The 13,943-nt window shown below is 71.1% G+C and carries 9 protein-coding genes and 1 pseudogene; 1 reads left to right on the forward strand and 9 read right to left on the reverse strand.

Going from position 1 to position 13,943, the window contains the following annotated elements; translation table 11 throughout:
* Positions 1-99: 99 nt before the first annotated feature.
* The 3 genes and pseudogenes from ACWEKM_RS35370 to ACWEKM_RS35380 all read right to left on the reverse strand — a co-directional run.
* Positions 100-891, reverse strand: a complete 792-nt coding sequence (locus tag ACWEKM_RS35370) for a S1 family peptidase (protein ID WP_451625367.1) — start codon at positions 889-891, stop codon at positions 100-102.
* A 197-nt stretch (positions 892-1,088) separates the two neighbouring features.
* The gene (locus ACWEKM_RS35375) at positions 1,089-3,926 is read right to left on the reverse strand and encodes an ATP-binding protein (RefSeq protein ID WP_451625368.1); all 2,838 of its coding nucleotides are present in this window, start codon (positions 3,924-3,926) and stop codon (positions 1,089-1,091) included.
* Between the two features lie 570 nt (positions 3,927-4,496).
* Positions 4,497-4,628: pseudogene (locus ACWEKM_RS35380) on the reverse strand (helix-turn-helix transcriptional regulator); the annotation flags it as partial.
* Positions 4,629-4,907: 279 nt separating this feature from the next.
* On the opposite strand from ACWEKM_RS35380, the gene ACWEKM_RS35385 reads away from it, so the two are divergent.
* Entirely contained in the window at positions 4,908-6,449 is a 1,542-nt protein-coding gene (locus ACWEKM_RS35385) for an AMP-binding protein (RefSeq protein WP_451625369.1), read from the forward strand.
* Between the two features lie 93 nt (positions 6,450-6,542).
* Here the strand turns inward: ACWEKM_RS35385 and ACWEKM_RS35390 are convergent, their stop codons facing one another.
* From ACWEKM_RS35390 to ACWEKM_RS35415, 6 genes are all read right to left on the reverse strand, one after another.
* Positions 6,543-9,392, reverse strand: coding sequence for an FAD-binding and (Fe-S)-binding domain-containing protein (locus ACWEKM_RS35390; RefSeq protein WP_451625370.1), 2,850 nt, complete (start codon positions 9,390-9,392; stop codon positions 6,543-6,545).
* Positions 9,393-9,474: 82 nt separating this feature from the next.
* Positions 9,475-10,308, reverse strand: a complete 834-nt coding sequence (locus ACWEKM_RS35395) for a DUF6282 family protein (protein WP_451625371.1) — start codon at positions 10,306-10,308, stop codon at positions 9,475-9,477.
* On the reverse strand, positions 10,301-11,158 hold the full coding sequence (locus ACWEKM_RS35400) for a carbon-nitrogen hydrolase family protein (RefSeq protein WP_451625372.1): 858 nt from the start codon (positions 11,156-11,158) through the stop codon (positions 10,301-10,303). The genes ACWEKM_RS35395 and ACWEKM_RS35400 overlap by 8 nt, the downstream gene beginning before the upstream one ends.
* Positions 11,155-12,105, reverse strand: coding sequence for a glycine betaine ABC transporter substrate-binding protein (locus tag ACWEKM_RS35405; RefSeq protein WP_451625373.1), 951 nt, complete (start codon positions 12,103-12,105; stop codon positions 11,155-11,157). Before ACWEKM_RS35405 ends, ACWEKM_RS35400 begins: the two co-directional genes overlap by 4 nt.
* A gap of 87 nt (positions 12,106-12,192) precedes the next feature.
* On the reverse strand, positions 12,193-12,951 hold the full coding sequence (locus ACWEKM_RS35410; protein WP_451625374.1) for an ABC transporter permease: 759 nt from the start codon (positions 12,949-12,951) through the stop codon (positions 12,193-12,195).
* Positions 12,948-13,919: an ABC transporter ATP-binding protein gene (locus ACWEKM_RS35415; protein WP_451625393.1), complete on the reverse strand. Its 972-nt coding sequence runs from the start codon at positions 13,917-13,919 to the stop codon at positions 12,948-12,950. The genes ACWEKM_RS35410 and ACWEKM_RS35415 overlap by 4 nt, the downstream gene beginning before the upstream one ends.
* Between the last annotated feature and the right edge of the window lie 24 nt (positions 13,920-13,943).

Consider the following 13,943-nt stretch of genomic DNA (forward strand, 5'->3'; position numbering starts at 1 on the left):
GGGGGCGCGGGGGGGCTCGGGGCGCCCCCCCCCCCGCCCCCCTGGCTCTACCTGAGGGGTACTCAGGAGTTCGATGCCCGGTGCGGGCGCTCCGCCTGACTACGCGTCGATCTGCGCGGTCACCAGGTCGGAGAAGGTGGTCAGCCGGGTGTAGACACCCGGGTAACCGGCGCGGGCGCAGCCCTCGCCCCAGGAAGTGATCCCTGCCAGGACGCCCCCGATGAGCAGGGGACCGCCGCTGTCGCCCTGGCAGGTGTCCACGCCGCCGGAGGGGTATCCGGCGCAGACCATGTCGGTCTGGACGAAGTCCGAACCGTACGAGGTCTGGCAACTGGAGTCGGCCATGACCGGCACGGTCGCGGTCCGCAGTTGGCTGGAGGAGCCGCCGCTCTCCGAGGTGGTGCCCCAGCCGAGGACGCGGGCCGTGGTACCGGTGGCGTACACATCCGTCTGGGCGGAGGAGACGTACGACGCCGTGGTGTACGGCATGGACGTCGACAGGGTCAGCACGGCCACGTCGTCGCCCTTGTTGGCGTCGGTGTAGTCCGGGTTGATCCAGATCTTGCTGACCTCGCTGACCGTGCCGTCGGTGCCGTTGAGGTAGGTCCGGCCGCCCACCACGCGCACACTGTCGGTGGTCTCGCCGACCATACAGTGCGCCGCGGTGACCACCTTGGTGGCGGACACCAGGGTGCCGCCGCAGAACTGGTTCTGCGAGGCGTCCGTGATCTGCATCATGAACGGGTACTCGGTCGTCGTGGTCGTCGTCCCGCCGACGATGGGCTGCGGCGCCGCGAGTGCCGTGGGGGCGGCGAGCAGCGCGGTCGCGGCGGCGGCCGCGGTGGCCACGAAGACGGCGGCGGTCTTTCTGGCGCGGTTGAGCCCGAACATGAGTCTCCTCAGTGGGGGTTGCCGGTGGGGGCGCGCGGGGTGGGGGGCATGAGGGCCGCGGAAGAGACCCTCATGTGCCCGAGCGAGCGGCACGCCCTTACGCTAGGACCCGGACCCACGACTCCCAATGAGGGAACCCCCTAGGGGAAACAGGGCAGGGAAAACCCTCGGTCCGGCTCAGTTAACCGGCGGCGCACTCACTTTGTGCGGCGGCCCGCCGCCAGTCGGACGATATCCACCCGCGATCGGATCCCGAGTTTGCGGTACACCCGGGTGAGGGTCGCCTCGACCGTCTTGACGCTGATGAACAGGCGTGCGGCGATCTCCCGGTTGGTCGCGCCCTCCATGACGAGACCGGCCACCTGACGTTCCGTCGGGGCCAGCCCGTCGAGCCCGTCGAGCGCGGCCGGGGCGGCGGGCGGCTGCGGATCGGGCGCGGTCAGGGCCTCGTCCACCCGGCGCAGCCAGGGCAGCGCACGGCACCGGCGGAAGAGCCGGGTGGCCTCGTCGTACGACGGCGCCCGTCCGCGGGCCGTGTCCGGGGCACCCGGGCCCGGCCGCCGGGCGCGCAGCGCGGCCAGCGCGAAGGCGGCCCGCGCCTCCTCCAGACCGTAGCCCAGCTTGGCGAGCCGGTCCTGAGCGGACGTCAGCTGGGAGACGGCGGCCTCCCGGTCGCCGCGGGCGGCGCGCACCAGGGCCTCGGCCCGGTCCAGGACGGCCAGGACGCTTTCCCGGCCGAGCCGCAGCGCATGCTCCCGGGTGACGCCGATGACGTCCTGCGCCTCGTCCGGTTCGCCGATCCGGACGAGCGCCTCGGCGAGGTCGCCGTGCCAGCGGCCGCGCGCCGGGTCGGTGATGCCGAGCCCTTCCTCCAGTTCGCGTACCTGGCGCAGCGAGCGGACCGTGCCCGCCGGGTCCCCGGCCACCAACTGGGCGTACCCGAGGGCGCCCAGGGCCCGGGACAGATACATCTGGTCGCCGTCGCCACGGGCGTGCTCCACCGCCTCCCGGGCGAGCGCGAGCGCCCGGTCCACGTCCCCGCCGGACGCCTCGGCGAGCGAGGTGAGCATCGCGGAGGCGGTCTCGCCGATCCCGGAGTCCCGGGCCAGTCGGAGACCCTCGCGGGCCATGTCGAGGGCCCGGCCGCAGTGCCCGGAGCGCAGTTCGGTCTCGGCGAGTCCGCGCAGGAAGTGCACCTCGCTCTCCACCGATCCGCGCCGCCGGACCTCGCGCAGCAGCGCGGTGACGGTCGTCCGCGCCTCGGCCAGCCGGTCGCTCATGACCAGCCAGCGGAACCGGGCGCTGCCCGCGCCGTTGTGGTGGCAGGCCACCGCGGGGTCCTGGGGCTCCTTCAGGGCGCGTTTGATGGTGGCGGGCGCGTTCGAGTGGCCCATCAGGGTCTCGACCTGGGCCTGGAGGGCAAGGGCGAGGAGTTCGGTGCGCCGGTCGCCGCCGCGGGCGGCCAGCTCCGCCGCGTGCGCGGCCGCCTCCCGGGCCTCGGTGAAGTCGCCCTCCACGATCAGTCCGCGCCAGGCCAGTTGGTAGTGGACCAGGGCGAGCAGCCGCGGGTCGTCCCCGGCGTCGGCGAGGGCCTGCGGGAAGACCGAGTCGACCTCGGTCATGGTGTGGCCGGCCGTGTCGATCACGATGATCCAGGCCCGTACCCGGTCGGCGGGCACGGTGGTCCGGGCCAGCACCTCGTGGGCGATGTCCCGGGCGAGGTCGACCTCGCCCGCGGTGATCGCGTCCTCGGCGGCCTGCAGTCGGCGTTCCTCCGGTCCCGGCACGGGGTCGGCGGGGGTGTGCCGGGCGGCGAGCAGGCCGAGTTGCGCCGCCACGGAGGGAGCGCCGCGGTCCCGGGCCTGCGCGGCGGCCTCGGCGAGCCGGTCGGCGACCTCCGGGTCGGTGCCGGTGGTGGCCAGGGCGAGGTGGCGGGCCCGCTCGATCGGGTCGCCGGCCGCGGTGGACAGCGCGGCGTGCGCGGCCCGCCGGTCGGGCGCGGGCGCCTCCGCGTACAGCGCGGCCGAGATGAGCGGGTGCGCGAACCGGATGGCGGGCCCGGAGAGACCGTCGAAGTCGGTGGCCAGCAGGCCGAGTTCGGCGGCCTGGGCGCATTCCGCCTCGACGTTGTCGCGGCCGGCCGCGAGCAGCAGGGCGGGCGTGGGGCGGGCGCCGGCGCTCGCCACCAGCAGGGTGCGGCGGGCCTCGACCGACAGCATGTCGAGGCGGTTGAGCACCAGGGCGCGCAGCGAGGTGGGCACCGGCAGCGGTTCGCCGGGCCGCGGCGGGGTGGGGCTCTCGGCCAGGGCGCGGCCCAGTTCCAGGGCGAACAGCGGGTTGCCGCCGCTGGTGCGGTGTATCTCGCGGACCGTGGAGCGGGACAGGTGGTGGCCGCGGTGGTCGAGCAGCGTGGTCACCTGGGTGCGGGAGAGCGGGCCGAGGCGTACGGCGACGGTGTCCGGCGCAGACGCGCGTAGATAGCCGTCGTACTCCTGCCCGTCGGTGCGCAGTGCGCACAGCAGTTGCACCGGGGTGCCGCCGAGTCGGCGGGCGGCGAAGCCGAGCAGTTCGGCGCTGGCCGGATCGAGCCACTGCAGGTCGTCGGCGACGATCAGGACGCTGCCCTCGGCGGCGAGGGCGCGCAGCGCGGACAGCACCGCGAGGCGCAGGGCCAGGCCGTCGCGCTGGAGGGTGGACTCGCCGCGGCCGGTGAGCGCCGACTCCAGAGCGGTGCGCTGAGCCGCGGGGAGCCGTCCGGAGATTTGGTCGAGGACCAGTCCGAACAGGTCGGCGAGCGCGAGGAAGGGCAGATGGGATTCGGACTCGGTGGCGGAGCAGCGCAACACGGTGCGGGCGGTGGTCGCGTATTCGGCCGCCAAGGCCCGCAGGACGGTCGATTTCCCTATTCCGGCGGGGCCGTGCAGCAGGACGCTGCCGCCCGAGGAGAGCTGGTCGCGGGCTACGGCGAGCGGTTCGTCCCGGCCGAAGACCGGGTCGGGGCGGCATCTCGCAGGCTCCTGGAAGTCCCGTCGCACGGTCGCCGCTCCCCTCGTGAGTCGTGTCCGGGCCAAATTCTAGGCAATGATCATTGGAATTCGGACGGAAGGAGTGGTGAGGGGGATAACAGCCCCTACGCGCAGGGAAACGCAGAGCCCCGTCCGCGTGGCCGGACGGAGGCGGACGGACTCCGGGTTGGGCCTGTCGTCACATTCCCGTCGTCGCCCGAAGGGCGGCCCTGCGGCGTCGTGGGGGTCCCCCCCCTGATCGAGCGGAGCCGAGAGCTTGGGGGAGCGTGCTCTCGGCGTGCCGGGTGGAAGTCCTCGTACTGGACGTACTTGGGCTTTCGCCTGGTGCGGCGAGTGGGGGTGCCCCCTGCTCGAAGAGCTCGGGGGAGCGTGCATGGGGGCACCTCCCAGCGGTAGCTGGGGGAGGGAATGTGCCGACAGGCCCTACGGCAGCAGCCCGGCTCGGCGGGTCGTGGCCACCGCCTCGCCGCACGTGTGGGCGCCCAACTTGCGCTTCGCCGAGCGGAGATGTGCGTCTCTGACTGGCTCAGAGTCCGTCGTCGTGTTGGTCGCGCCCGCGGCCACCCGGGCGAGGACGTCCAGCTCGCTGATGCGTGCCCTCGGCCGGCCGGCCTCCTCCAGCCCGCCGAAGGCGACCGGCAGCCCCGTGGCGTGCCGCAGCCGGGCCAGGGCACCGCTGATCTTCACCGCCCCCGCGACGTCTGCTGCCACCTGTTCGCCCCTTCATCGCGGCTCTCGTGCGATCCACACCCCGGTTCGGGGGTAGTGAGACCTGCATCACGGAGTGCACGATGCCAGAGCCGCCGGGCAATGGTCCGGCACCGAGGGGAGTGAGCCGGAGGGTCGGTCGGGCCGGTGCCGGACACCGGCGCGATGTTCCCCACAGGGGAGCAACCGCAGAAACCCGAGAAAAAACAGCACTGCTTGTTCGAAGGCGGATCGTGGCGTGTTCGTGACGGCACGCTTCATTGAGAGGAGTGGACCAGAGCGATGCGGGTTCCGATGACGATTTCGGACTTCCTGGACCGGGCGGAGCTGGGCTTCGCCGCCAGTCCCGGTGTGATCGACGAGCCGAACCAGCCCGCGGCGCCGGTGCCGGTCTCGACGTACGGGCGGCTGGGCGAGCGCGTCCGGGCCTGGCAGGCGGGGCTGGACGCGCTGGGTGTGGGGGAGGGCGAGCGGGTGGCGGTGGTCAGCCACAACTCGGCCCGTCTCCTGGAGCTGTTGTTCGCGGTGCCGATGAGCGGGCGGATCTGTGTACCGGTCAATTTCCGCCTGAAGGCGGAGGAGATCGAGTACGTGGTGCGGCAGAGCGGTGCCTCGGTGCTGCTGGCCGATCCCGAGGTCCAGGACACGGTGGCGGACATCAGGACGGGCCACCGGTTCGTGCTGGGGGAGCAGACGGAGAACGAGCTGATGCGGTTCGGCGTGCAGCCGCGCCCTTGGTCGGACCCGGACGAGGATGCCACCGCGACGATCAACTACACCTCCGGAACGACCGCACGCCCCAAGGGCGTTCAGCTCACGCACCGCAACATCTGGGTGAACGGGCTGACCTTCGGGCTGCACACCCGGGCGTGGGAACGGGACGTGTATATGCACACGCTGCCGATGTTCCACTGCAACGGCTGGGGCATGCCGTACGTGATGGCCGGGCTCGGCGTGCAGCAGGTGGTGCTGCGGAAGGTGGACGGGGCGGAGATCCTGCGGCGGGTGGATGAGCACGGGGTGACGTTGATGTGCGGTGCGCCGACGGTGTGGAACGCGGTGCTGGACGCGGCGGCGGGCTGGGCGGGGGAGGTCCCGGGGCGGGACCGGGTGCGGATCGTGTGTGCGGGGGCGCCGCCGCCCAGCCGGATGATCCAGCGGGTGGAGGAGGAGCTGGGGTGGGAGTTCACACAGATCTACGGACTGACGGAGACCTCGCCGGTGCTGACGTTCAACCGGACGCGGCCACAGGACGATGGGCTGCCGGCGCGGGAGCGGGCGCGGAAGCTGTCACGGGCCGGGCTGCCGGCGCTGGGGGTGAAACTTCAAGTCGCGGATTCGGGCGAGGTGCTGGCGCGGTCGAACGTGGTCCTGGACGGCTACTGGGAGAAGCCGGAGGAGACGGCGGCGGTGCTGGAGGGCGGCTGGTTCCACACCGGGGACGGCGGGTCGATCGACGAGGCGGACGGGCATCTGACGATCTCCGACCGGAGGAAGGACGTGATCATCACCGGGGGTGAGAACGTCTCCTCCATCGAGGTGGAGGACACGATCTTCAGCCATCCGGCGGTGGCGGAGGTGGCGGTCATCGGGGTGCCGGATGCGAAGTGGGGCGAGACGATCAAGGCGTTGGTGGTACCGGCCGAGGGCGCCGAAGTGTCCGAGACGGAGATCATCGCGTACTGCAAGCAGCGCATGGCCGGGTACAAGGCCCCCACCTCGGTCGAGTTCCGGGACGCGATCCCGCGGACGGCGACGGGAAAGATCCAGAAGTTCAAGTTGCGGGAGCCGTACTGGACGAACCGCGACCGGGGCGTCAACTGAGAGGGCCAGGCAGCAGGAGCACGGCCCGGCACCAGGGGTGTCAGCACCAGGTGGGCGGCGGACGCCACCGCAGCGCGGCACTCCTCGGTATCCCTACGGCTGGCTCCGCGTGGGCGTCGAGTCCCGGAGGGCCTCGGCGATGATCTGTACGAGGTGGCGGCTGTCGAGGTCGGCGAGGTCGCGTACTTGGGTGCGGCAGGAGAACCCGTCGGCAAGGATCCGCCGGTCGGGGTCGGCGGATGCCTTGGCGAGGATGCCGTCCTGTGCGATCTTCTCCGAGACTTCGTAGTGGCCCTTTTCCATGCCGAAGTTCCCGGCGAGACCACAACAGCCTGCGGAGATCTCGATGTCACAGTCCATGGCCTTCAGGAGCGCCCGGTCCGCGTCGTAGCCCATGACCGAGTAATGGTGGCAGTGCGGCTGGACGAGGAGCTTCTCGGCTGCTCGCGGCGGGGTCCAGTCGATGGAGGTGATGAACTCGGCGATGGTCTTGACCGAGTGGGAGAGCTCGGTGGCGCGGGGGTCGTCGGGGAGGAGTTCCACGAGGTCCGAGCGGAGCGTCGCGATGCAGCTGGGCTCGATGCCGACGACCGTCCGTCCGTTCCTGACGTGCGGGATGAGGACGTCGAGGGTCTTGCGGAGCTTGGCTTTGGCGGCGGTGAGCTGGCCGGTGGAGATCAGGGTCAGCCCGCAGCAGGCCCCGGGGCCGGCGATCTCGACATCGCAGTCGGCGGCCTGGAGGACGTCGAGGGCGTCCTGGGGGATGTCCGGGTTGATGGCGTCCGAGAAGGAGTCGACCCAGAGCAGGACCTTGGGTCCGCCTGTCTGCTGTGCGGCGGCCCTACGCTGCTTGCGCCGGCGGAACGGTGTCCCGGGCAGTGTCGGCAGCGAGCGGCGCGGGTCGGCTCCCATCATCGTCGTCATGGCTCTGCGCAGCAGTGGGATACGGCCGGCGAGGTTGATGAGCGGGGCCAGCGGGGCGGCGAGCCTGAGCCACTGGGGAAGCCGGCCGAGGGTGTAGTGGCTGAGCGGGCGCAGGCGTCCCTTGTACGTCTGGTGGAGGGTCTCGGACTTGAACGTGGCCATGTCGATGCCGGTGGGGCAGTCGTTCGCGCATGCCTTGCAGCTCAGGCACAGGTCGAGCGCGTCGTGGACCTCGGGGGAGCGCCAACTGCGGTTGACGACTTCGCCGTTGAGCATCTCCTGGAGGATTCGCGCGCGGCCTCGGGTGGAGTCCTTCTCGTCGCGGGTGGCGGTGTAGGAGGGGCACATGAATCCGCCCTGGTCGCGCAGGTCGGCCCGGCACTTGCCGACCCCGACGCAGCGGTGGACGGCGTCGGTGATGTTCCCGCCGTCGTGGGCGAAGGCGAAGCCGTCGGTGGCGTGCCGGCGGCTGGCTTGGGGGCGGCGGAGGTCGGCGTCCAGCGGTGCCGGGCGGACGACGACCCCGGGGTTCATGAGGTCTGCCGGGTCCAGGAGGGCTTTGAAGGTCTCCATCGCGCGCAGGGCTTCGGGGCTGTACATGGTGGGCAGCAGTTCGGAGCGGGCGCGGCCGTCTCCGTGTTCGCCGGAGAGGGAGCCGCCATGGTGGGCGGCGAGGGCTGCGGCGCGTTCGAGGAATCTGCGCATCGGGGTGCCGTCGGTGTCGAGGGGGAAGTCGATACGGACGTGGACGCAGCCGTCGCCGAAGTGGCCGTAGGCGAGGCCGGAGACTTTCTCGTCGGCCATGAGGGCTTCGAGACCGCGCAGGTAGGCACCGAGGTGTTCCGGGGGGACGGCGGAGTCCTCCCAGCCGGGCCAGGCCTGTTTGCCGTCGGCGGTGCGTCCGGCCAGGCCGGCGCCGTCGGCGCGGATCTGCCAGAGCCGGGTCGCCTCGGGGCCTGCGGGCAGGACGACGGTGTCGGGTGAGGCGGAGGCGGCGACGAGTTCGCGTGCGGCCTCGACTGCCTCGTCGGAGGTGGCGCCGGCGACTTCGGCGATCAGCCAGCCGCCGCCGGAGGGCAGGGCGGGGACGCTGTCGCTGCCATGGGCCCGGCGGACGACGTCGACGAGCTGGGCGTCCAGGCCCTCCAGCGCGAGGGGGCGGAAGGGGAGCAGGTTGGGGACGTCGTCCGCGGCGGTGGGCATGTCGCGGTAGCCGAGGACGGCCAGGGCCGGTGCGGGGGATCGGGGGACGAGTTTGACGGTGGCTTCGAGGAGGATGCCGCAGCTGCCTTCGGTGCCGGTCAGGGCGGCGGCGAGATTGTGTCCGTTCTCGGGCAGCAGGTGTTCCAGGGAGTAGCCGGATATCTGGCGTCCGAAGCGTCCGAACTCGGTGCGCAGTACGGCCAGGTTCTGGGAGACGAAGGTGTCCAGGCCGGGCACCGCGGTGAGGGCGTCGGTCCCCGAGCCGGCCGTGATGACGTCGCCGTCGCCGGTCAGCCACGTCATGGACACCACGTTGTCGGCCGTGCGCCCGTAGGAGAGGCCGTGCGGACCGCAGGCGTTGTTGCCGATCATCCCGCCGATCGTGCAGCGCGTGGCGGTGGAGGGATCGGGGCCGAAGCGCAGCCCGGAGGGCAGGGCGGCGTTCTGGAGTGTGCTCAGGACGGCCCCGGGTTCGACCACCGCCGTGGCGGAATCGGAATCGATCGACAGGACGCGGTTCATATGGCGGGAGAAGTCGATCACGAGGCCGGGGCCCACGGCGTTGCCGGCGCAGGAGGTGCCTCCTCCCCTGACGGTGACGGGAACCGCATGGGCGCGGGCGATACCGACAGCCGTGATCACATCGGTCTTCGACCTGGGCGTGAACACGGCCTGGGGGACGATCCGGTAGTTCGAGGCGTCCGTCGAGTAGAGCGCCCTGGTCACGGATGAGCCGTCGGCGAGGTCGCCGAGGCGTCCGCGCAGGGCGTCGAGGAACGCCTCCGCCTTCGGATGGGCTGCCATGGTCGCGTCCATTCGTGCTGCTCCTGAGAGGGGGGCCATCGGGTGTGCCGGGGTCGGCTTGGGTCTCTGTTCGATGGCTGTTACGAGATGGCTGTTACGAGAGGACAAGCCGCTTGGGGATGTCGCCGGCGGCGTCCCGAAGTCGGCCGGGGTCCAGTCCCTCGGCGGCGAGCGCGGCGATGAGCTGTTCGAGGGCCGCGGGAGGTTGTGGGCTGTCGGGCTGTCCCGCGTCCGAGGCGAGGACCAGACGTGACCCCGCTGCCCGGGCGACGGCGGCCAGTCGGGCGGCGGTCATCCCGGGCTGGTGGAGGAGCTGGTAGGCGGTGATCTCGACGTGGGCGCCGCGCTCGGCGAGCTCCGCGATCTCGTCCACTGCCATGCCGGGGACGGTGTAGGAGGGGTGGGTGAGCAGGAACCTGCCGATGCCCCGGGCCTCGGCCTGGTCCAGCAGCCACCGGCACTCCGCGCCGCTGACATGTCCCGTGCACAGCACGGCGTCGTGTTCGGCGATCAGGTCGAGAACGAAGGCGATGTCCTTGGCGGCCGGGTCGTCCGGGGACAGGACCGGCGGGACGGCCAGCACGGCTCGGTCCAGACGCCCGTCCAGGTCTCCCAGCCGTGGCAGCCGGGCGCTCTCCTGGGTGTGGGAGTCCGCCGTGGGGAACCACACGATGCGCCCGCCCGTGGACAGGGCCGAGAAGACGGCCGCCGGGTTGATCCCGCCGACGGCACGGTTGAGGGCGATTCCGCCCACGACCTCCAGCCCGGAGGAACGGCTCAGGGCGCTGGCCCGGCCCACGGTGGATTCATGGTGGGCCTTCAGGACGAAACCGCTGTACCCGGCCGCGGCGTAACCGGCCCCGATCTGGTCGTCGTATCCGATCCGGTCGAGGACGTCGGGGGCGGCATGGACATGTACGTCAAACACGGAGCTGCTCCCCTTTGGGGCCATGGCCGGTTCCGAAGGCCCCGGCAAGGAACTCGGTCCGGCCTTCCGCGAGCACGGGGACGTCCGCGCGCAGCCGGCGCAGGGCTGTCAGGTCGACGTCGGCGAAGGCGGCACCCGGCTCGTCCCCGAGGTGGGCGAGGACGCCACCGTCCGGGCCCAGCACGCGGGAGCCGCCCCAGAAGCGGGCCCCGCCGTCCGTACCGCAGCGGTTGACGAAGACGACGTAGCACTGCAGGAGCACCGCGGCGTGTTCCAGGATCACCTCCCACGTGCGGCGGATCCGCACCGGGTCGGGGCCTTCGATGCTGGCCACGGGCACGATCAGGACTTCGGCACCGCGTTGCGCGGCAAGCCAGGGGATCACGGGATGCCACATGTCGTTGCAGATGGCCGTGGCGATCCTGGCCGCGTGGAAGTCCGCGGTCTTGAGTTCCGTACCGGGCCGGAACGACAGGTGTTCGTTCCAGGGCGCGTAGGAAACGGGCTGGAGCTTGCGCTGGAGGTACCGGGTCCCGGTCACCGGATCCGCCAGCAGGTAGCTGTTCCAGGGCAGCCCGGAGGCGCTCTTCTCGGCGAAGCCCACTCCGACACCCGCGGACACCAGGGCGGCGAGCCGGGGATCGTCGCCGGTGAAGAGGTCCGACCGCGGGTGCGGAGTGAATCCGTAGCCGTTGACCGAGAGTTCCGGGGTGAGGGCGAGGTCGACCGGGCCGAGGGTGTTGTGCAGTTCGGCGATCCGGGCGAGGTTCTCCTCGACCGCGCCGAAGACCGGATCGGTCTGGAGGAGCCCCACACGAAGCGTGGCCGGCTCCTCCGGGCTTGCTGTCACTTCAGCTTGTTCGCGCTGAGCCACTGGCTCGCGACCTCCTCGGGCCTCTTGCCGTCCACGTCGATCTCCGCGTTGAGCTTCTGCAGTTCGGCGGTGGTCAGCAGCTTGCTCACCGGATCCATCACCGTCTCGATCTTCGGGTACTTCTTCAGGACGGCGCCTCGGACGTTCAGGGACAGGTTGTAGGGCGGGAAGAACTTCTTGTCGTCCTTCAGGACCGTCAGCCCGAGGGCGGAGATCCGGCCGTCGGTGGCGAAGACTTCACCGAAGTTGCACGGGTTGCCCTTGGCGACAGCGTTGTAGATCGGGCCCTCGGCCAGCTCCGCCACATCACCCTTGGGGAGGCTGAAGCCGTACGCCTTCTGCAGCCCGGGCCAGCCGTCGTCACGACCGAAGAACTCCGAGGCACCGCAGAAGCCGGCGCTGCCCGCGTTCTTCGCGGCGAGCCCGGCGTAGTCGGAGAGCGTGGAGACACCCAGCTTCTTCGCCGTCTCCGTCTTCACCGCGACGGCATACGTGTTGTTCGCCGCGGCCGGCGGGAGCCACACCACGTCGTTCTTGGCCTTGTCCAGGGAGCTGACCTTCTCGTACATGGCCTGCGGGTCGTTGAGGGTTCCCTGCTGCTGCAGGGCCAGCCAGCCGCTCCCCGTGTACTCCCAGTACATGTCCACGTCGCCGCTGGTCAGCGCCGCGCGGACGGCGTTGGTCCCGCTCATGCCGCAGGTGCGCTTGACCTTCGCTCCCTGTGACTCCAGCCGCTCGGCGGTGATCTCGCACAGCAACAGCTGCTCGGTGAAGTTCTTGGACGCGACGTTCACGCCGACCCCCTTGAGGGGGCCGCTCTTCGCGGTGCCGCCGCCTTCGCCGGCGCCGCTGCTGCCGAGAGCACAGCCGCTGGTGAGCGCAAGGCTGAGCAGACTTGCCGCAGCCACCATGTTTCTGCGCATGCCGAAGTCCTTTCGTGGTGCCTGATGGTGAGTGATGGTGCGTGATGGTGTTCGGTGGACCAGAACGAGAACGACGGGGCGGCGGTCTCAGATGCCGCGCGGGCGCAGGACCCGCTCGGCCAGGCCGGCCAGCCAGTCGACGGTCAGGGCCAGGGCCATCGTGAGGGCGCTGCCGACGACGAGGACGGGCGTCCGGTCGAGGGCGATGCCGGAGGAGATGACCGAGCCGAGGCCGCCGGCGTTGGTGAACGCGGCGAGGGTGGCCACGCCGACGTTGAGGATCAGTGCCACCCGGATGCCGGCCAGCATCACCGGGACCGCCAGGGGCAGCTCGATGGTGAACAGCACCTCCCGGCCGCTCATCCCCATGCCGCGGCCCGCGTCGATCAGTGCGGGGTCGACCTGGCGGATCCCGACCATGGTGTTGCGCAGCACGGGAAGCAGCGCGTACAGCACCAGCGCCACCACGGCCATCCAGAAGCCGACGCCGAAGACCAGGGCCAGCACGACCAGCATGCCGATGGACGGCACCGCCTGGCTGGCGTTGGCCGCCGCGAGCACGATCACGCCCGCCCTGCTGATGCCGGGCCTGGTCAGCAGCACGCCCAGGGGAACACCGATGACGATGGTCAGCAGCGTCGAGGCGATCACGAGCTCGATGTGTTCCCACAGGGCGGTCAGGACGACATCGGGGGCCAGACTGCGGGTCTCGATGGAGTCCAGCTGGAGGGAGCCGACGTAGGCCCAGAGTGCTCCCAGCAGGACGAGGACGACCAGCGGCAGCACCCAGGTCCGGGAACGGCGGGTCTCGGATCCCGTGATGGCCTCGACGGCCCCGGCACTCATGAGAGGACCTCCGCCGGCCGGGCGGCCGCGGTGAGCAGGGTCTGCAGGTCGAGGTAGCGGTCGGCCTCCCCGGGAACGCTGACCTGTATGCCTTCCGCCCGGGAGGCCAGCACCAGTTCGAGCGCCCGATGCACGGTTTCGCCGACGTCGATCGTTATGGCGTTCGCCGTGCCGGGTGTGTCGGCGGGGGCGCCGGCGAGGACGTCCGAGACCTTCAGGAGCGACAGCCGTCGCACCGGGGCGCCGGATCCGACGAAGTCGCGTACGAAGTCGTCGGCCGGGTTGGTGAGGATCTCCAGGGGGGTGTCGAACTGGGCGAGGCGGGAGCCGGGGCCGAAGATGGCGATGCGGTCGCCGAGGCGCAGTGCCTCGTCGATGTCGTGCGTGACCATCACGATCGTCTTGCGGATCCGTTCCTGCAGCCGAAGGAACTCCATCTGGAGTTTCTCCCGCGCGATGGGGTCCACGGCGCCGAAGGGCTCGTCCATCAGCATCACCGGCGGATCCGCGGCCAGCGCGCGGGCCACGCCGACCCGCTGCTGCTGGCCACCGGACAGCTGCCGGGGGTAGCGGTCGGCGTAGCCGGTCGCATCGAGCCCGACCATCTCCAGCAGGTCCCTCGCCCGCTGGCGGCGCTCGGACTTCTTCACCCCGAGCATCTTGGGCACGAGAGCGATGTTGTCCGCGATCGTCAGATGGGGCAGCAGGCCGATCTGCTGGATGACGTAGCCGATGCCGCGTCGAAGTTCGTCCACGTCGGCATGGGTGACGTCCTTGCCGTCGATGAAGATCCGCCCGTGGGTCGGCTCGACGAGCCGGTTGATCATCCGCAGGGTGGTGGTCTTGCCGCAGCCAGAGGGGCCGACCAGGACGACGAACTCTCCCCGCTTGATCTCCATGGACAGCTCGGAGACGGCCGCCTTGTCCTGGCTGGGGTATCGCTTGGAGACCTCGTCCAGAAAGATCATGGCGTCGGGGCTGGGGGTGGGACG

This window comes from Streptomyces sp. NPDC004752 (genome assembly GCF_053601275.1).